General features: G+C 33.2%; 19 protein-coding genes. 7 read left to right on the top strand and 12 right to left on the bottom strand.

Translation table 11 applies throughout. The features are described 5' to 3' along the window. Window positions 1-3: 3 nt before the first annotated feature. Window positions 4-336: a hypothetical protein gene (locus Z054_RS0117085; RefSeq protein WP_024771263.1), complete on the top strand. Its 333-nt coding sequence runs from the start codon at window positions 4-6 to the stop codon at window positions 334-336. Window positions 337-445: 109 nt separating this feature from the next. Here the strand turns inward: Z054_RS0117085 and Z054_RS0117080 are convergent, their stop codons facing one another. Both Z054_RS0117080 and Z054_RS0117075 read right to left on the bottom strand, forming a co-directional pair. Further along, window positions 446-2050 (bottom strand): class I SAM-dependent methyltransferase, encoded by a 1605-nt coding sequence (locus Z054_RS0117080; RefSeq protein WP_024771262.1) that lies wholly within the window; start codon window positions 2048-2050, stop codon window positions 446-448. Window positions 2051-2128: 78 nt separating this feature from the next. Further along, a complete protein-coding gene (locus tag Z054_RS0117075) occupies window positions 2129-2395 on the bottom strand; it encodes a DUF1456 family protein (RefSeq protein WP_024771261.1) in 267 nt (88 codons plus the stop codon). Between the two features lie 116 nt (window positions 2396-2511). Between Z054_RS0117075 and Z054_RS0117070 the strand changes: the two genes are divergently transcribed. The 4 genes from Z054_RS0117070 to Z054_RS0117055 all read left to right on the top strand — a co-directional run bounded on the left by Z054_RS0117070 (window position 2512) and on the right by Z054_RS0117055 (window position 4876). Further along, window positions 2512-2913: a hypothetical protein gene (locus Z054_RS0117070; protein ID WP_024771260.1), complete on the top strand. Its 402-nt coding sequence runs from the start codon at window positions 2512-2514 to the stop codon at window positions 2911-2913. A gap of 288 nt (window positions 2914-3201) precedes the next feature. Next, a complete protein-coding gene (locus tag Z054_RS0117065; protein ID WP_024771259.1) occupies window positions 3202-3639 on the top strand; it encodes an Hsp20/alpha crystallin family protein in 438 nt (145 codons plus the stop codon). A gap of 199 nt (window positions 3640-3838) precedes the next feature. Then, entirely contained in the window at window positions 3839-4693 is an 855-nt protein-coding gene (locus Z054_RS0117060; protein WP_024771258.1) for an SPFH domain-containing protein, read from the top strand. Window positions 4694-4696: 3 nt separating this feature from the next. After that, window positions 4697-4876, top strand: a complete 180-nt coding sequence (locus Z054_RS0117055; RefSeq protein ID WP_024771257.1) for a hypothetical protein — start codon at window positions 4697-4699, stop codon at window positions 4874-4876. A gap of 71 nt (window positions 4877-4947) precedes the next feature. Here the strand turns inward: Z054_RS0117055 and Z054_RS0117050 are convergent, their stop codons facing one another. Genes Z054_RS0117050 through Z054_RS30395 form a run of 3 tightly spaced genes read right to left on the bottom strand, consistent with a single transcriptional unit; the run spans window position 4948 to window position 7422 of the window. Continuing rightward, window positions 4948-5574 (bottom strand): DUF2306 domain-containing protein, encoded by a 627-nt coding sequence (locus Z054_RS0117050; protein WP_024771256.1) that lies wholly within the window; start codon window positions 5572-5574, stop codon window positions 4948-4950. Between the two features lie 8 nt (window positions 5575-5582). Continuing rightward, window positions 5583-6341 carry a LytR/AlgR family response regulator transcription factor gene (locus tag Z054_RS0117045; RefSeq protein WP_024771255.1) on the bottom strand — a complete coding sequence of 253 codons (759 nt, stop codon included), beginning with the start codon at window positions 6339-6341 and terminating at the stop codon, window positions 5583-5585. A gap of 1 nt (window position 6342) precedes the next feature. Beyond that, window positions 6343-7422 carry a sensor histidine kinase gene (locus tag Z054_RS30395; RefSeq protein WP_024771254.1) on the bottom strand — a complete coding sequence of 360 codons (1080 nt, stop codon included), beginning with the start codon at window positions 7420-7422 and terminating at the stop codon, window positions 6343-6345. Between the two features lie 271 nt (window positions 7423-7693). On the opposite strand from Z054_RS30395, the gene Z054_RS0117035 reads away from it, so the two are divergent. Then, window positions 7694-10078, top strand: a complete 2385-nt coding sequence (locus Z054_RS0117035) for a TonB-dependent receptor (protein WP_024771253.1) — start codon at window positions 7694-7696, stop codon at window positions 10076-10078. Between the two features lie 170 nt (window positions 10079-10248). On the opposite strand, the gene Z054_RS0117030 is transcribed toward Z054_RS0117035, so the two are convergent. From Z054_RS0117030 to Z054_RS0116995, 7 genes are all read right to left on the bottom strand, one after another. After that, complete coding sequence (locus tag Z054_RS0117030; protein WP_024771252.1) at window positions 10249-10767, bottom strand: flavodoxin family protein; 519 nt, start codon at window positions 10765-10767, stop codon at window positions 10249-10251. Window positions 10768-10915: 148 nt separating this feature from the next. After that, complete coding sequence (locus tag Z054_RS0117020; RefSeq protein WP_024771251.1) at window positions 10916-11260, bottom strand: 5-carboxymethyl-2-hydroxymuconate Delta-isomerase; 345 nt, start codon at window positions 11258-11260, stop codon at window positions 10916-10918. A gap of 51 nt (window positions 11261-11311) precedes the next feature. Beyond that, window positions 11312-12331, bottom strand: a complete 1020-nt coding sequence (locus Z054_RS0117015) for an adenosine deaminase (RefSeq protein WP_084050427.1) — start codon at window positions 12329-12331, stop codon at window positions 11312-11314. Window positions 12332-12398: 67 nt separating this feature from the next. Further along, on the bottom strand, window positions 12399-14405 hold the full coding sequence (gene uvrB / locus Z054_RS0117010; protein ID WP_024771249.1) for an excinuclease ABC subunit UvrB: 2007 nt from the start codon (window positions 14403-14405) through the stop codon (window positions 12399-12401). Window positions 14406-14451: 46 nt separating this feature from the next. Further along, on the bottom strand, window positions 14452-17277 hold the full coding sequence (locus Z054_RS30390) for a T9SS type B sorting domain-containing protein (protein ID WP_084050425.1): 2826 nt from the start codon (window positions 17275-17277) through the stop codon (window positions 14452-14454). Window positions 17278-17302: 25 nt separating this feature from the next. Then, the gene (locus Z054_RS0117000) at window positions 17303-18139 is read right to left on the bottom strand and encodes an ABC transporter permease (RefSeq protein WP_024771247.1); all 837 of its coding nucleotides are present in this window, start codon (window positions 18137-18139) and stop codon (window positions 17303-17305) included. Between the two features lie 4 nt (window positions 18140-18143). Continuing rightward, window positions 18144-19043, bottom strand: coding sequence for an ABC transporter ATP-binding protein (locus Z054_RS0116995; protein WP_024771246.1), 900 nt, complete (start codon window positions 19041-19043; stop codon window positions 18144-18146). Window positions 19044-19264: 221 nt separating this feature from the next. Here Z054_RS0116995 and Z054_RS0116990 point away from each other — a divergent pair, with 221 nt between their 5' ends. After that, window positions 19265-20329, top strand: a complete 1065-nt coding sequence (locus tag Z054_RS0116990) for a hypothetical protein (RefSeq protein ID WP_024771245.1) — start codon at window positions 19265-19267, stop codon at window positions 20327-20329. Window positions 20330-20381 lie beyond the last annotated feature (52 nt).

Genomic DNA, 20381 nt, shown 5'->3' with positions numbered 1-20381 from the left:
ATCATGAAAAAATTGAATGTATTACTTTTAGCAGTTGCTTTTGCAGTAAGTAGTGTTGCAAGCGCAAGTACTAATCCAACAAAAACAGAAAACGCTCTTAATAAAGAAATTAGTACGTTATTAAAGAAGCCATCTTTCAAAATTAAAAAAGAATTAACAGCCTATGTAACATTTACTTTAAATAGTAAAGGTGAAATCGTAGTATTATCTGTTGATTCTAAAAGTGAAAACTTAGATGGTTTTATTAAGAGTCGCTTAAACTATAAAAAAGTAGGAACACAATATGGTTCTGAAGCTAAAGTATTCAAGATGCCTGTGCGTATCGTAGAAGAATAAGATTGTATAAAACATGTGAATACATAAAAAGTCCCGGAAATCATCAACCGGGGCTTTTTTATTTGTCAATATTGAGGGTAATTAAATTTTTAAGCTTTAAGTTGGATTATTACTCCCCAATAATATAATTAATACTTACTGTTGCCAGATCAGAATTCGGGAATTTAGAAAAGTACTTATCATCACTTTGTAAGCCTACTTCTTTAATTACTTTTAAAAAAGAATCAATTTCTAAAATATATTGATCAGAAAATCCGTGAGTAGCATCGTAGGCAGTAGCTGCAGTTTTGCCTAGGTTTTTAGCGGTTAATTTTGGAGATATAGTATGTAATTCTATGACGATTAACCCGAATTTTTCAATATGAGGAGCCCACTTTTTAAAATGATCCTTCAAGTTCCGTTCGACATCGCTATTAAGTAATCGTTTTCCCCGATAAGCAAATGCACCTGTAGATTGGCTGGGAATGTCCAGTTGTGAAGTTGGTTTGCTCCAAATCCTATTGTGATCTAGAAATGTTCTTACCGATAATAAATCTTTTAATGCTATTGTGTAGTTTTCCTTTAAATCTTTTTCTAGTAAATCAGGATCGCTAATGTCTCCCCAAATAACTTTGGCCCATATATCTGCTTGGATTAAATTAGCCCTGGTGACTTTTAGAGCAGCTTTATTATAGTCTGCACCTACTAGGAATAATGGGTAATCATCTAAGTGTTTACCTCGTAGTGTTTTGGATTCAATGACTTCAAAAAGGTGAATTAAAAAAGCACCATTGCCACATCCCATATCCAGAATTCCTTTGGGTTGCTCATCCAGAGGTTTATTAAACAGGCTAATAATGATTTCATCAATCTTTTTAAAATATGTAGTATGTGCGCCTCCACTTCCCCATACATTCATTTCTCGATCTACGTGTATTTCGGTATCAGCTTGAGGGTTCCATAGTACATTAGGATCGCCAAATAATAAAGCATCCATTTGTCGAAACATAGGGATATATGAAACAGTTACGCCGTATGCAGAAGCTCTTTTAGCAAAAAACAATCCTTTATTAGTAAAAGTATAGTTGCCATTTGATTTGCTAAACCAACCCAGGTAGCTTAGGAATGTGAGGATGGTGTTAAAGCTTTCTGGAAATTTGTGATATTCATCAGCACTAAAGGATGCTTCCATAAAATATTTATGAAACATTCCGCCCATACCAAGATGTACGGTAGTTGGTCCAACCAAAATGCCTTCTATATGTTTAAGGACTTGATCTTGGATTTGAGTAGTTGTACTGTCTTTTTCAGAGGCTAAGCCAAAGCGGTTTTGATATTTTTTGAATAGTTGTTCAAGTTTATGAAAAGGCTCTAGTTCAAATTTTCGAGGGTGAAATTTACCGGAATATTCTAAGAGGTCAACGACTTCTTCATATAAATAAAAATGATCAAAAGCTAATTCAGAAAGCGCATTGGTTTTTATAATTACGTCATCTTTATTTGCTTCATAATCCAACCAGCCTTGAGCGCTTAGTATGCGCAGAGCGATATTTAGATATCCTTCATTGGTTTTATGAGATGCAGCAATTTGTGAAATTGATATTTCTTTATTGCTAATTAGATAATCGGTAATATTGTTTTTATAAAGAGAATAAGCAACAGGAGCTACAGCAATCCCGTCTAAATGACAGAAAAGCTCTTCTCTAAATAATTGTTTTTCGGCTGCGGTAAGCATAGATACTTAAGTTGAGTGATTGTTGGATGAAAAATATTGGTCCAACCAAATTAAGCATTTATTTCGAAGTAAAAAACGTTAGTTTGTGTTCTTATCCTTTGCAGGGTCTTTCTTTTTTTCGGGCATTGGACCTCTAAGATGAATAATTAACCCGTTTAAGAAGTTACGTAGTATTTGATCACCACATTCCATGTATTTTGGATGATTCTCATTTCTGAAAAATGCACCTAATTCACTTTTGGTAACTTTAAAATCTACTAATGTGCAAATTTTTACAATATCGTCATCGCGTAATTTATGTGCAACCCTTAACTTTTTGAAAATATCATTGTTTGTTAAACCCATATTGCAAAGGTATATTTTTTTGAATTGAAAATGGGATTAAAATTAGAAGTTGAATATAAAGAATGTTATATGAGTTTAGTTGAAAATTACTATTTTCGACAAAAAGTAATTGGTTTATGTATAGTAAAGATGAGAAATTAAGTTTGCTTTCTGAAATGATACAGTTTGCAAAAGCAGATAAAAAATTTAAAGAACAAGAATATAACTTTATTCTGGCCATTGCATCGCAGCTTAAGATTACAAAAGAAGAGGTAGATGTTTTGATAGAGGAAGGAGTAGAAAAAAAGAATTTACAGCCCGAATCGCAAAGAATTCTTCAATTTCATAGATTGGTGCTGCTTATGAATATAGATCAGGAGACTTCTCAATTAGAAATTCATAAGATAAAAGAAATAGGATTGCATATGGGACTGAGATTAGAAGCGGTTGATACGGTTCTGGAGAAAATGAATGACTACCCGAATAAGATAATTCCACCAAAAGAATTGGTCTCTATTTTTACACGTTTTTATAATTAATATATTGACTTTGAAACCATTTAGGTAACAAAACCGATGTTCTATTAATAGAAAACCGACTTATCTGTAATTAAGTTTCTGTAATCTATAACTAAAAAAAACCCGAAAGATAATCCTTTTGGGTTTTTTGTATTTAAGATGTTTTGTCATTCTAATAAAGATATTTTTGACAAAATGTCATTATTAGAATGTAGAATAATGACAAAATGTCTGTTATTTTGAAATGGAATCCAAATTGCTATACACTCATTGTAATTGAAATTTTGAATAACCTTAAAAAAATATACAATGAGTTTACTAAAAAAAACAGACAGATTACCTTTTCTTTTTGATGATTTCTTTACTACCGATTGGCTTGGTGGAACATCTAATATCAATAAAATAGGTGTAAATACTCCAGCGGTTAATGTAAAAGAAACAGATGAGGATTTTGTAGTAGAATTAGCTGCACCAGGACTTGCTAAAAAAGATTTTAACATTGAACTGAATAATGATGTCCTTACCATTTCTTCTGAAACTACATCAGAAAAAGAAACTAAGGATGAAAAAGGAAAATACACCCGAAAAGAATTTGGGTACGATGCATTTAAACGTTCATTTAGCTTGCCAGAAGCGGTAAATGGTAACAAGATTGAAGCTTCATATGAAAACGGAGTACTATTGGTAAAACTCCCTAAAAAAGAAGAAGCAAAAGTACAACCAAAACGGTTGATTGAGATTTCATGATTTGATTGATTTGAGATTTAGTTAGTTAATGTTTCAAAAACGCTCTTGGTTATAAAGAGCGTTTTTGTTTTTTAATCCAAGTCTAAAATGAAATAATTGAACTAAGGAATTTTTTACTTCTTTAAATAGTTAATATTTAAGCATTTCTCATAATATTAAAAAAATATTTGTATTATTGTGATATCAAAATGATATTATTATGAAATATGAAAAAAGTATAAAAGCGAGTAGTAGTTATCTAATGTTAGGTCTACTTATGTTAGTTGTAATGGGGATGGTTACTGGTTTGCTTCTAAGTGAAAATCCCTTATTTATAATTCTTATAGTGGTAATATTGTTTATCATTAAAGGTTTTTTTATTGTAAACCCTAATAGTTCTAAAGTAATGGTGTTATTTGGAGCGTATAAAGGAACAGTAAAGAATAATGGTTTCTTTTGGGCCAATCCTTTTTTTACGAAACAAAGAATTTCTTTGCGAGCCAGAAACTTCTATAGCGAACGGGTAAAAGTGAATGATAAAATTGGTAATCCAATTTTGATTAATGTAATTTTGGTGTGGAAGGTAGCGGATACATATAAAGCAGCCTTTGATGTTGATCAGTACGAAGAGTTTGTAAGAGTGCAAACTGATGCAGCAGTAAGAAAACTTGCAGGTTCGTATCCGTATGATAATTTTGCTGATGGGCAACAGGAAGTAACATTGCTATCTGGTATGGATGAAGTAAATGAAGCTTTAGAGAATGAAATAACAGAGCGTTTAGCCATTGCTGGAATAGAAGTTCTGGAAGCCAGAATTGGATATCTGGCATATGCACCAGAAATAGCAAGCTCGATGTTAAAAAGGCAACAAGCAGTAGCTATCGTAGCAGCTCGTAAAAAAATAGTAGAAGGAGCTGTTGGTATGGTAGAAGATGCTTTAACCAAATTATCTGCAGATGATATTATAGATTTTGATGATGATAAGAAAGCATCTATGGTGAGTAATTTGATGGTTGTCCTGTGCGGAGATAAAGAAGCAACACCAGTAATTAATACTGGAACATTACATTCGTAATTTATGAGTAAGAAAAAATCATTTGTTCTTAGAATAGATCCAGAAACATTTAAGTCGATTGAGAAATGGGCTGATGATGAATTTCGGAGTGTTAATGGGCAATTAGAATGGATGATACATAAAAGTCTTAAAGATGCTAAGCGTTTGAAACCTAAAAAGAAGTCTAACGATTCTGAAGAATAGTATAAAGATTTTAAATATTTACTAGTGTAAAAATGCTCCTGATATACCGGGAGCATTTTTTATAGTGATATTTAAATAGAATTTACAACTAATCTAGATTTGATTTTACCCACAAGATAATATGCGAAAATAAGATTCGGAATCCAGCAAAGCCATGCTACTATTTGATATGCAATGATAAAATCTCCAATAAGCATGATAAGTATGGGTAACCATATTCTAAGTGTTACTGCAGAAAAACAGGCTGCATAACTGTAATACATCATAGCTTGATGTTGGGATATCCGGACAGTCTTGGCATACCAATACGCTTTATAGGTAGTATATACCCAAAGTATTCCTAAGGATATAAACCCAAGAGATGCAATAATTCCTCCTGTAGCAAAGAAACCAATATAAATTCCCGAAACTCCACTTATAAAGACCATAATCACATAGATTTTCCCAATACGTTTATGCAATTTTGATCGAGAGGTTCTTATTTTTTTATTAAACTGAATCCAACCTACCAGTAGTGCAACACCTCCCAAAAAGATATGACTATATAAGGCAATATTCCAAATGGTATCGACAAGTAAATCACTACTTTTCGAACTTAATAAACCAAATTTTCGATTCACAAAGAGATATACAAAAGGATAGAGGCCTATTACAGTACTTAATAGGACAAAAATGACTTGGGTAATTTTTTTCAACATTTTGTAAATTAAAGGTCAAGCCACTTTTTGAAATTAGAGGTCCGCTCTCTGGAAACAATAATCTGATCATCGTCCATAGGCTTTAGTTTCAATAATAATCGACTATTAAAATAACTGTGGATCTCGATCACAGCTTTAACAGAAATCATAAACTTTCTATTAATTCTAAAGAAATGAATAGGATCTAGAATTTCTTCCAGTTGATCTATAGTGTATTCAATAGGATATTGTTTTCCAGTGTGAGAGTGCAAAAAAATAATTCCTTCATGAGACTTAAAATAAGCAATATCATCAACACTAAAGGTGTTAAATTGATTTCCGACCTTAACCATAAAACGACGTTTGTATTCTTTTACAAACAAGTTTTTGATGCGCTCGAATTTTGCATCATCTATTGATTTATCAGACTCTGTAAAACTCTTTTTGTATTTGGCGAGAGCGTTTTTTAAATCTTTTTTATCAATTGGTTTTAAAAGGTAATCCAGCCCATTGTATTTAAAACCTCTTATTGCATATTCATTATATGCCGTAGTAAATATTATAGGGGGATGATCTTCCAGTGTATCTAAAATATCGAATCCATATCCATCATTTAACTGAATGTCTAAGAATATTAGATCGGGGAGTGGGTTATTCTCAAACCAATGTCGTCCGTTCTCTACAGAAGTGATTTGACCGGCAATTTTTATTTCCGGAGCCAATTCTTCGATGAGATTTGCCAAACGCTTAGAGGCTATATTTTCGTCTTCAACAATTACAGCAGTCATTTTATGAAACTTTTATCATGGTAACTTCTTTTATATCTTTGGTCAATAGAGGGAGAGTAACTTTAAAATATTCATGCTCTGTTTCTATTACTACCTCTTGATTTGTATAAAAAGAATATCTCTTCTTAATATTTTTAAGTCCTAATTGTGTAGATTCCTCTTTTTGTTTTCTTACACGTAAATTATTCTGAATAACAATACTGCTTTTTTCAATAGAGATAATACTAATTTCTAAAGCCTTTTCTTTGGAATAGTAATTATGCTTTAAGGCATTTTCTACAAGCATTTGTAATGATAATGTCGGGATTACATATTCTTTTGGGTTAACAGAAATATGAGTAGTAATACTAAGTGCTCCTTCGTGTCTCACATTCATCATAAATATAAAAGAGTCGAGAAAACTTAATTCTTTTTCCAAACTTACCAGATCAGCTTCACGGTTGTCTAGGATATACCTGTAACATGTGGCTAATCTTGATACGAAATCAGAAGCCAAATCCCTGTCTTGATACATTAATGATGTAAGAGTATTTAAGCTATTGAACAAAAAATGCGGACTAATTTGATTTTTTAAAGATCTATATTTAGAGGTCATGACCTCTTTTTTTAGTTTATTCATTGTATTCTCCATTTCTTTTTTCTGTTTTAAAGAATAATAGAAAAGATTAAAAATAACAACGGCGAAACCTAAGAGTGTAGCTCTGAAAAAGTCTATTCTAAATAATAACCAGGGTCTATCAGTATTAATTTTACAAATGTGATTAAATTCAAAAATCGCCAAATAATACAGTGAAGCAGCTATAGGGATAAAAATTGCCATATTGATAGCAATAATTTTCATTCCATTATTTAGATCCAGACTTTTACTTTGATTAGATGTAATCTCCCGTCGTATTAACCAGTCATTGGTCTCCCAGGTGAATATAAAAAGGAAAAAAGCAGTTAAATAATAAAATAAACTAGTAGCATCAAATTCTGTAACATCACCATTATGATCAATAGTCGATTTAATAAGGAAATAAACCACGTTTATAACGATAAAGCGAAATGTAAACTTCTTTATGTATGCTTTAGATATCATGTATAAAAATCAATAATAGATGTGTTCTTATTTAATAGTATTGTAAAGATACATAACAGATACCCAATAATCATTTATAGATATATTCAACCGTTAAATAAAACGCTGAATTGTTTTAAACAAAGTTTGACCTGATAACACAGGGTATTACTTCATTTTATACTATTCAAACTTGTTTTTGACATTTCACGGGTAAAAACACCAATTGAGTATTTTTAATTTTAGGAGTTACAAAAGAAGTCACAGATTTGAGCAAAATAGTAATCAAATCATGAAAAAAATCACTTTTGTATTTATTATTGTGCTAGGATACGTAGCAAGTGCACAAACAGGAATAATTAAAGGTCTTGTAATCGATAAACAATCTGAAAGTCCTCTACCAGGAGCTACAATTGAGTTATTAAATGTAGAACAAGCTATTGGGGTGGTAACCGATATGGATGGATATTTTACGTTAGAAAATGTACCCCTTGGCCGTCAAGCAATACGAGTAAGTTATATAGGGTTCGAATCGATTACGATACCTAACATTGTAGTGACTTCTGGTAAGGACGCTGCCGTTAACGTGGCACTTATAGAAGCTTTTGACCGATTAGATGAAGTTATTATTACATCAGAGACAAACAAAGCTCAGGCTATAAATAAACTTACATCTGTTTCGGCCAGACAGTTTGGAGTTGAGGAAGTAACACGTTTTTCTGGAGGAAGAAGTGATGTCGGTCGTTTGGCAGCAAATTTTGCAGGTGTTTCTTCTCCCGATGATAGTAGAAATGATATTGTAATACGAGGTAATTCTCCTGTTGGATTGTTATGGCGGTTAGAAGGAGTGCCAATACCAAGTCCTAATCATTTCTCAACAGCTGGCACTACAGGAGGACCAGTATCTGCACTTAATCCAAATCTCTTAAAAAATTCTGATTTTATAACATCAGCATTTCCATCAGAATATGGTAATGCAATCGGAGGAGTGTTTGATTTAGGGTTTCGAAAAGGGAATATAGATGATTACGAATTTACGGGACAGGTTGGTATCTTTAGTGGAGTAGAAGCAATGGCAGAAGGACCTTTAGGAAAAAATAAAGGTTCATTTTTAGTGTCGGGAAGATATTCATTGGTAAGTATTTTAGGAATTGGGGCAGGAGGAACATCAGCTACACCAAATTACTACGATGTTTCATTTAATGTTGATTTTGGAAAAAGTAAATTAGGTAATTTTTCGTTATTCGGGATTATTGGTTTTTCGGATATTGAATTTCTTGGAGATGATATTGATGAGGATGATCTGTTTGCTGCCGAAGATGAAAATTCTAAGGCAGATTCTGGTTTTGGAGTGATTGGCCTAAAACACCAGATCAATATTGGGGCATCCTCTTTTTTAAGAACAACAGTGGCTGGGTCTTTTGCAACTAATGAATTTCAGGCGGATCGTTTTATTGAAAAAAACACCCCTCAAGAACGTATTATAAAATATACTGAAGCCGATAACACAGAATCACGCCTTACGTTTTCTACGCTTTTTAACTCTAAATTAAGTAGTAAAAGTACGCTTCGAACCGGAGTTTTGGTAGAGAATTTTGGTGTAGAATTTCTACAGCGTGACCGTGAAAAACAACCCGATAATAATGGAGATGGAGATCCGGACTTATTTACATTTACAGATATAGACGAAAACCTAAGCATTATTCAGCCTTATATTCAGGGACAGTTCAGACTTACAGAAAAACTAACGTTAAATGCAGGACTACATGGACAGTATAGTACTTTAAATGAACAATTTGTATTTGAACCCAGAGCAGGACTTTCTTATAAAGTTAATCAAAATCATCGCTTTAGTTTAGGATATGGATTACATCATCAACCAGTTTCTTTGCCGTTATTGTTTTTAAATGAAGATGTTAATGGAGAACTCGTAAAGACCAATCAGGATCTTGATTTTGTGAGAAGTAATCATTATGTATTGGGGTATGATGTAAGAATTAGTAAAGGCTGGAGAGGTAAAGTAGAGGTGTATTATCAGGATGTTAGTAATGCCGCTGTAGAACCTTTTTCGTCAAGTTATTCTTCTTTGACAGAAGGAGCAAATTTTGGATTCGAAAACGATAGGGTATCTCTGGTTAATGATGGTACAGGTTTTAATCAGGGGATAGAATTAACCTTAGAAAAATTTTTTAGTGATGGATATTATGGATTGTTAACCACTTCACTATTCGAAAGTAAGTATGAAGGAAGTGATGGTGTAGAACGAAACACACCTTTTAATAATGGATATGTGGCAAATCTTCTTGCCGGAAAAGAATTTACTATTGGTAAGTCGAAGAAAGATGTATTGTTTTTTGATACTAAGGTAACAGTATCAGGAGGAAGGTATTTTACTCCAGTTGATCTAGAGGCTTCTCAGTTAGCGGGTTATCAGGTATTAAAGGAGGACTTGGCTTTTAGTGAGCAAAATGATGATTATTTTAGGCTGGATGTGAAATTTGGATACAAAATTAATAGTAAATCAAAAAAACGTTCTCACCAGTTTTATGTTGATCTTCAAAATGTAACGAATAATGAGAATATTTTTACGCGTCGTTACAACCGTTTAACTAATCAGGTAGATCAGGTAGATCAAATTGGTTTTTTTCCTGATTTCGGATATCGTTTTCAGTTTTAAGTAAAATTAGTTCTCATTATTATGGAAATGAGTAGTTTAGAAGTGTTTAGTCAGCTTTCTAAAGATAGTTTTCTGAAGAGTGAATAAATCTGTTTACAAGTATTGTGTGTAATTTTTTGCAAAAGCATTAATCATAATGATTAATGCTTTTTCGTTATTTTCTCTTCTGTTTAAATTTCTGTTTTTATCTTTTCAGAAATAAAAACATGTATATCATTCTGTAATTGCTTTGGAATATTCTCGTCTTCTATCCATGTATGAATATCTCCTAAGTAATGCATGCCAAGATAATTTGCACTTTCTATAAATGGCATTGTAAAACCTTCTTTTAATTCTGATCCCGAACCACAGCTTATCATTCCCATCTTTTTTCCTTTTAACTTTCTTCCGGTTTCTTTTTCGATTTTTATGCAATCCGTTATCCTATCCATAAAAGTTTTCATTATCCCACTCATTGCATACCAATATACTGGTGTGGCAAAAATAAGTGTATCATAGTTTTCAACGACCTCTTTTATTGTGGGCAGAAAATCGTCACCCCTATTCTTAAAATCATAATCAAAAGGGCCTATGTTTTTAGATTTCAAATCTATGATGTCGAATCCAGTTCTTTCTTTTATAAATAATGCTATTTTGTTAGTGTTTCCATTACTTTTTGAACTTCCTTGTAGTATTACTCCTCTCTTCATATTTGTTTTTATGTTTAAAGATTATGGAGCAAAGCTATTTTGTTTATTTCTTTTATCAAATAAGGGGCAAATTTTACCCTATGTTATTTGATAATGAATTTGTTGAAAAAGTTAAAAAACAGGCAGGAGATTTATGTCTTAAAGTTGATTATACCATTGTTTTATTACAATAAGATGACTTTTCAAATTCTCTAAGATTAATAGAGAGAATAGGAACATCGGGAAACATCGTTTTTAACGTGCTGACTATTTTTTTAGAAAGATCAGCTTTTTGATTATCATCTCTACCTTCCATCAGGTTACCAAAAACATGAATAAAATCATCTTTGGTATTTCCTACCGTGTAGTATTTAAAGGGGTTAATTCTTACTTTAATATCACCTACAGTAAAAAGGCCGGTAGCGTCAGCTGCGTCGTATACGGCTTGTATAATTTCTTCGGGTGATTTTAATTGAATAATGTGTTCAGAGCAATCTAATATGAAATGCGGCATGTATTATTTTATTTATTGTTTGATTTTTGTTTTCTATACAAGTATTAAAATTTAATTATTTTGAAAATACTCTTCTACCTGTATAATCTTCTCTTCTTTTTCTTTGTCAGATAACCAACTTGCTTTGAAGCTGTTTTTAACCAACTCTGTAATTTGTTTTTTAGAAAGGTTAAGTGCTTGGGTAATACCAATATAATTCTCGTTCATATATCCCCCAAAATAAGCTGGGTCATCAGAATTAATTGTTATTAATAAACCTCTGTCCATCATTTCTGGTAAAGGGTATTTTTTTAAATCGTCAATCACTTTTAATTCAAGATTGGATAAAGGGCATAATGTTAGTGGTATTTGTAAACCTGCTAGTAGCTTTACTAATCGATCATCTTCTAAACACCGGTTACCGTGATCGATACGAGTTACTTTTAATAAATTAATAGCTTCCCATATATATTCTGGGGGTCCTTCTTCTCCTGCATGAGCGACAGTTATAAAACCTTCTTCTTTTGCTTTAGCAAAAACGCGTTCGAATTTTGAAGGTGGATTTCCTACTTCAGAAGAATCCAAACCGACTCCGCTGATCCATTTTTTGTAAGGTAATGCTTGTTGCAATGTTTCAAATGCCGAAGCTTCATCTAGATGCCGTAAAAAAGATAGAATCAATTTGTAGGTAATCCCTAGTTTTTCTTTACCATCCTCTAATGCACGATAAATTCCTTTAATAACGGTATCAAATAAAATACCTCTATCGGTATGGGTTTGTGGATCAAAAAAAATCTCTGTGTGCACAAGGTTTTGTGTATGAACTTTGGTAAGATACGCCCAGGTGAGATCATAAAAATCTTGCTCTTCGATCAATACATTGGCACCAGCATAATAGATATCAAGAAACTCTTGAAGATTGTTGAAACTATACGCACTTTTTAATTCATCGACTGTAGCATATTTAATTTCTTTGTTGTTTCTTTTTGCAATTTTAAACATTAATTCTGGCTCGAATGTTCCTTCGATATGTAGGTGAAGTTCTACTTTAGGTATTCCTTCAATAAATTTTTCAATTGAAATGTTACTCATAATGGTCTTATGTTTTTTAATAGCATGATAATCTTAAAGATTCATGCCATGATAATATTGCAAAAAATTACACTTTTTGGTCCTGTATTTTATCTTGCAACATTTTAATCTCATCCCGTAAGCGTGCTGCAGTCATAAAATCTAATTCTTTGGCGGCTTTTTCCATTTCCTTACGAACATTTCGGATTCGTGTCTCTAATTGTTCTTTGGTGTAGTATGCCGTCTCTTCTTCAGCAGCTTGTAGGGTAGGAGCATTTTCAAAAATATATGGTTCTACTTTTTTACCAGCTAAAGCATTATCCAGAGATTTTTTAATTGCAGTTGGTGTAATGCCATGTTTGGTATTGTAAGCTATCTGTTTTTGTCGTCGGTATTCTGTATCATCAATAGTCTTTTGCATGCTATCTGTAATTTTATCGGCATACATGATTGCTTTTCCGTTTATATGTCTTGCTGCTCTACCCACAGTTTGTACCAAGGATCTTTTATTTCTTAAAAAACCCTCCTTATCAGCATCTAGAATAGCTACCAATGATACTTCAGGAAGATCTAAACCTTCCCGTAGTAAGTTTACTCCTATTAATACATCAAAAATACCTTTCCGTAAATCTTGCATAATTTCTACCCGTTCTAATGTATCTACATCACTATGGATGTATCTACAACGTATATCAATTCTGGTAAGGTATTTTGTTAATTCCTCTGCCATTCTTTTGGTTAGTGTAGTAACAAGGATACGTTCATCCAAATCAATTCGTTTTTGCATCTCTTCGATGAGATCGTCAATTTGATTTAGGCTAGGGCGGACTTCTATTACAGGATCTAATAATCCTGTTGGTCTAATGATTTGTTCTACATAGGTTCCTTCACTTTTTTGTAACTCATAATCTGCTGGTGTAGCACTGATATACATGACTTGGTTTTGGATCGCTTCGAGTTCCTCAAACTTTAGAGGTCTATTGTCCATTGCCGCAGGAAGCCTGAAACCGTATTCTACCAGATTTTCTTTCCTAGAACGATCACCACCATACATGGCGTGTGTCTGAGGTATAGTGACATGACTTTCGTCAATAATCATTAAATAATCATCAGGGAAATAATCGAGTAAACAAAATGGTCGTGTACCCGGGTTTCTGCCATCGAGGTAACGAGAATAGTTCTCAATACCAGAACAGTAACCAAGTTCTTTGATCATTTCCAGATCAAAATTAGTACGTTCTTCTAGTCGCTTGGCTTCCAGTGGTTTTCCGATTTCTTTAAAGTATTCTACCTGTTTTCCTAAATCAAGTGCAATTTGATCAATTGCATTATGTAATATATCGGGAGAGGTTACAAACATATTGGCAGGATAAATATTCAATTGATCGTATTTCTCAATAATGGTATTGGTCTGTACATTAAAAGATTCAATCTCTTCAATTTCATCTCCAAAAAAATGAACTCTAAATGCATCATCGGCATAGCTTGGAAAAATATCAACGGTATCTCCTTTTATTCTAAAATTTCCATGTTTAAACTCAGCTTCAGTTCTCGAATATAAACTTTGTACCAAGCGGTGTAATAAAGCTGTTCTGGATACAAATTGTCCTGATTGTATTGAAATCACATTTTTCTTAAACTCTACGGGGTTACCGATACCATACAAGCAGGATACAGAAGCGACAACCAAAACATCTCTCCTTCCTGATAAGAGCGAAGATGTAGCACTTAGACGTAGTTTTTCGATCTCATCATTGATAGATAAATCTTTTTCGATATAAGTTCCCGAAGTAGGAATATAAGCTTCTGGCTGATAATAATCATAATAGGAAACAAAATACTCTATGGCATTCTTAGGAAAAAATTGTTTAAACTCAGAAAAAAGCTGCGCTGCCAATGTCTTATTATGTGCCAATATTAGAGTTGGCCGTTGTACTTGTTGAATTACATTAGCAGCAGTAAAAGTCTTTCCTGATCCTGTTACGCCTAAAAGTGTTTGATATTTTTCGTTAGATTCAATACCTTCAACCAATTGTCGTATTGCTTCCGGTTGATCCCCAGTGGGTTTGAATTCTGATTCCAATTCGAACTTCATGTATCTTTTCTTTTTCACAATAAAGATACCAAATCTACATATAGAATTAGCGAATAAGGGAGAAACTTCCGGTAAGAATTCTACCATCCTCTAATTCTACACGAAACCAATATTCACTAGAGGGCATTAGTTTCCCATTAAAGGTTCCATCCCATCCAGGGGTACCTGCTCTTAGCTGCTTGATTAGTTTTCCGTAGCGATTAAATATAAAGATTAGTGAATTACCCATAATCTGGTTTGATATTCCTTCTACGTTCCAGGTTTCATGAAAACCATCCCCATTTGGAGTAAAATATTTTGGAAACCCAACGACTGAAATGTCCTGAGTAACTACTGGAACACATCGGTTTTTGTCTCTTACATATACGCGATGAAATCCAGGTGGTACATTAGTAAAAGTGGGGTCGTCTTGATATATACTTAAAACTCCATTTATCTCTATTGCATATTCATAACTGCCCAAACCTTCTGCATTAATGGTAACAGTATTGTTATCCCTTGCATCATTGATATCGATAGACTGTATAATTGCAAAGCTGGATGCAATTACAGTTACCGTTCTGGACTTAGAACATCCTGTTAGTTGGTTTGTGATTTCTACAGTATAACCTCCAGGTTGATTTGCCAAAATTGTTTCTGTAGATTCATTTGTTGACCATAAGATTGTAAAATCATTGGGGTCACTATTGGTTGGTAAACCGGCGTCGATTTCAACATTTGTTTCGTTTTGACATAGAAAATATTCAGAATCAGGTTCGATATCGGGTAGTGGAATTACAAATAAACGAACACTGCTTATCCCAAAACATTCTCCTCCATTTTCTTCGGCTTTAGCATATACAATATCATCACCTAGAGTATTTTGTGTTTGGTTGGTAATGCTTGTAATAGGATTTCTGTTTAATAATGCATCATCTGTATTTTCATAATAAGTAATCGTTAATCCAGGATTAGTAATTCCTGATAATACCTGTTGATTTGCTTCAGTAAGATTAAAAACGGTAAACCCATCTTCGGTACCATCATCATCACAAACTCTTAGCTCGGCATCGTTTACATCGGTAGAACTCACTTCTAAAGTAACTGTAGTGATGTCAAAACAATTTGTATTGTTGGTATTAATTACTCGTGCATATACTTGTTGATTGTTTTGAGTATTTTGAAATGCATTTTCATTACTAATTCTTGGTGTTCCTGCTTGTGCAGAAGCTTGATCTATAAAGAATTCAGTTGTGTATTGATTATTTCCCCCGGTAAGTTGATCATTTGCAAAATGTAAATCAAATAAGGTAATATTATCTCCAATAGTTTGATATGCATCACATTGAACTAGTGTTGAAGGAATAGCAGTTGGAACTTCGAAAAAAGTGGCATTGGCAACACCTGTGAGAGGGCAACTGCCATCATTAAGATCAACTTCTAGCCTGTAGTTGGCTGCTGTTGTAATATCTAAAAAATGAACAGCATTTGCAATCTGAAGATTATCTACAAACCAGGTATAGCTAGCACCTGGGATATTTTGATAAGACAATCGGTATGTGTTTCCTTCACATAAAGCAAGATTGACATTATTAGGGTCCCCATTATTGATGATGTCAATATTTTGTGCAAAAATAGATTGAATAAAAGGAGGAAGTCCAAGAAGAGCACTTCTAGAACCATCTGTATTAACAAGTATACCTTGTTCATTATAAATGATACTGGCTGCAGCTGCTTCGGGATTTTGGATTACACCAAGGTAATCACCTCTCTGGGAGTTAAAATCATATAACGATCGATAAATCTTGCCATCAGGACCGAGCTGTATAGCTCCTGCACTAAAAGAAAAAGTACTTTGATTATTTTGATTAAGAATTCTTGTGCCACTTGCTGCAATTTGATTATCTGGTAATGACACGTCGTATTGCATTAAAAAGCTTTGTCCGTTTCCTGCATCTCCAATATCGAAAGTGGCATATAGTCTTTGACCGGTTTGAGAAAACTCTATTCCATAAGGAGAATTACTATTGCTTAGCTCGATTTCATTACTAATAGTTCCTGTAGTGTTATCAAAATTATAAAGTAAAACTTTTCCTGGTCCATTACCTGCTGTGACTGTTGCAAAACCAAAATGAGCTACAGCTAGTCTATCACCTTCTGGTGAAGCTTTAATATATCCTAAAGCATTACGCCGATACCCAGAAATAGGAACAGTGACTCCAATACGAGAAGTAACAGGTGTTGTGTTAACTCCGGTTTGGTCAACTTTGAAAGCATAGAACGTGTCTACAAAATGTGTAATTACCCAAAATGAATCACAATCATTGCTTTTTACAGCTGTAATTTTTTCTGAACACTTATATCGACTTTCTAAGCCATTTGATGTATTGTAAGTAATTAGAGGTATGTTTTTTTGTCCTGTCACTACAGCTCCGTTTCCTCCATTCAAAGACATATCTACAATAGAATACATAAATCCATCATTTATACCATCTCCATCAAAAGTAGCAGGGTCATTATCAGCATTATCATGATGAGGCTCATCCACGGTAAAAACTATATACAGATTTGGAGTGTTTGGTTGTGGAACAATTAATGCAGATGAGGTACTAGAAGGATCACCTTTTAGTCCAGTACCATTTTGCATAATATTATGAAGCCGGTCCCAAACGGTAATTCCATCAGTATAAAATAATAAATTCCCTGTTGCATCAGATATTGTAGTGCATCCTTCTAATGTATTCACTCTACCGTTAGTAAGTGCTGTAGGAGGAGTTGTATTGAAACTTATTCCTGCATTTTGACCAAAATACCAGCTATTCGCTTCTCCTTGACTATACATTAATGGATAGTAAAGGAATAAAGCAAAAAAGACTACATAAATGTATCGCATATTTGAGATCTGAAGCCCAAATATATTATAAATCTCTCTTTTTAAGCAAGTAATAAGATAGATATATAAAAACGACTGTCCAAACCAGTACGATTAAGATTTCATACCAATGTACAGTATAATCTCTTTGAAAAGTTTCTCCTAATTGATTTGCAGCCGATTGAATGAAGTTTAAACGTGTAAAAGGCTCATTTATCAAAGTTGCCATGGATTCTAAAGGAAAAAATTGTACGATATTATCTGCAATTTCTGTTCCTTTAAATAATTTAAACTTCAGCAATGCATATATAATATTTTCTACAACCCACCAAATGAATAAAAACCCAAGAGCGAAAGCAGAACGTTTCACGAAAATTCCGAGGAACATACAAAAAGCAAAAAAGCCAATTAGTTTTATGAAATAAGCCAGGATATATTCCATATCAGAGAATATAATAGAAAACTCATTATAGTCAGAAAAACTCAATCCCAAAATCATGGATACTACAAATAAAAATAGAGTAGAGATTAAGGCAAAGACACCAACAGTTAAAAATTTAGAACTTATAAACTCTTTTTTACTTAGTCCGTCAATTAGATTTTGTTTTAAGGTCCGGTGGCTATATTCATTGGCCATCATAGAGACAATAACAATAGCCAGAAATAGCTTGGACCATGCAGCGATATAAGTATTAAAATGCCATATATATGGAAAATTGAAAATTCCCTGATCAGCTATTCTAAATTTTACCCCGGCAAAATTAAATTCTATGGATGCGATTAAAGCGATAAAAGTTATAAGTATAAAGTAGGTTATAGTAATTACTTTTGCTGCTTTATTATATTTTAGTTTTTGAAATTCTATATTAAGTAGTCGTAACATGGCTTTAGTTTAAGTTGTTGGTTAATTGTAAGAATTGTTCTTCGAGACTTTCTTTTCGTTTTACAAGGTGTGTAAGAACTATTCCTTCTTTAAATAGTTGCCTGTTAAGACTTTCTGCGTCTAACTCATGCGTTAAAAACGCAATTATTTTGCCATCTTCTTCTTTGAAATTTTTAAAATCATTATGCTTAGATAACCACTCTGTTAATGCGGATTTTTGATCACTCTTAAGTTCGAAAAACCCATAACTAGTATTCATTTCATCTACGGGTCCAGAATACAGTTTTACGCCTTTTCTTATAATCACTACATGACTACATACCTTTTCTACTTCATCGAGTAGGTGAGATGCTAAAAGAATAGTGGTCCCCCGAGAGGCTATTTTTTTGATAATTTCACGGATTTGATGTATCCCTTGCGGGTCTAACCCGTTTGTTGGTTCATCAAGGATTAATATTTCGGGATCATTAAGCAAGGCAGAAGCAATAGCTAATCGTTGTTTCATTCCCAGAGAGAAAGTTCTGAACTTACTGTCTTTTCGGTCTAATAATCCTACGACTTCAAGTTTTTCTTCAATTTTATTGCTGTCAACTCCTTTAATTTGGCATACCAATTTAAGGTTTTGTGCTGCAGTCATATATGGATAAAAGTTAGGACGTTCTATAATTGCTCCAACTTTTTTTAGTGCATTGTGAGTTGATGTATTACCATCAAACCAGGTAAACCCACCAGAGGTACTGTTTACAACATTAAGTACGATACCCAAAGTGGTAGATTTACCACTTCCGTTAGGACCAAGAATACCATATACATTTCCCTTTTTTATAGTAAAAGAGAGGTCTTTGACAGCTGTTAGTGCTCCAAACTTTTTTGTGAGATTGTTTAAGGTGAGAATATTTTCCAATTGCAATTGTTTTTGGTGGTTATATAAAACAAGACGACAAGTATAGGATTTTGTTACAAGAAAGTTGATAGTTTTGGTGTTTCATTTGCTTATAATTATTGTTTTAGAGGTTAGATCATTATGTGCTGATACTCAATTTTCTTTTGTTTTGGTATAACATAAAGTGATGGCTTATTTCATGATTGTTATTTGTAACTTGCTAATCGAAATGATAGAAGATTATGGATGAAAAATTAATGTCGAAGAAAAAACCTACGTATCCTATCAATGACAAACTGGATATGTATCTAAAAGAATGTAATCGTAAAATCAAGATTCCGGTATTTTATGATGATTTACTTAGGTTTTCGGGTTCTATAGTTGTTTATGATAGTAAAGATGAAGATACGCTATGGGTACGAGTGTATTATGAAGAACATGAGCGACCAGAAATAGAATCCAGCCTTAAAAAGGTATATACAATTCTGCATTCTGATGGTAATGAGGATGCAATTGAGTTTCTTAATATTGATGCTATAGACTATTGTACTTTTGGGAATTCAAAGCCTTTTAGGATAAGAGTAAGAAATATCTTAAATGATAACTACACGTATATCTATGTAAAAAAGGCAGATGCTTCGCGTATTTACGGGCTAGAGTTAGAGCATATGTTTTCGCCAAATAGAATTAACTTTTTGGTGTATAAAAACACATTGATAGAGGAGCATATTGCAGGAATTCCGGGTGATGTATTTATTAAAGATTTTTTACCCGATTTGAGTGATCAGGCCAAGTCGCAGATAGCTAAGGAATTTGTGAAGTTTAATGAACGTTGTCAAATGCGATTGTTGGGAGATATGCGATCTTATAATTATGTAATTATACCCATTCATGATTTTGACCATGTAGAATACAAGATCAGGGCTATTGATTTTGATCAGCAGTGTTATGAAGGTAAATTAAAAGTATATCAACCTCAGTTTTTTAAAGAGAATTTCGATATGGTTGATATTGTGATGAACAGGTTACAGCCCAGTTCTATCGAACAATATAAAAAAGAAGAGCGCTCTATTTTGGCAAAACGAGTATTAACATCGAGATCTCGTTATGAAAATTTGGTCGAATGTATGTGTGCTGATCATATCTCTACCGAAGAAAATTTGAAAGAACTTCGTGAACATCTCTATAACTTTACTTTGGATTTAAAATTTCGTCGCAGCAAATCTATGGGCGAAGTTCTTAAAACTGCAATGGATTTTGTACGACGTAATTATGAGAATGTGAATATGAGACGACTATTAGAGTGATGTTAGGAGTCCGAGGTCTGGTGTCAGGGAGATAACCTCTGACATCAGACTT

Origin of the sequence: Aquimarina macrocephali JAMB N27, from assembly GCF_000520995.1 — a bacterium.
Taxonomy (GTDB): Bacteria; Bacteroidota; Bacteroidia; order Flavobacteriales; family Flavobacteriaceae; genus Aquimarina; species Aquimarina macrocephali.
This window is presented reverse-complemented; position numbering and strand designations above follow the sequence as displayed.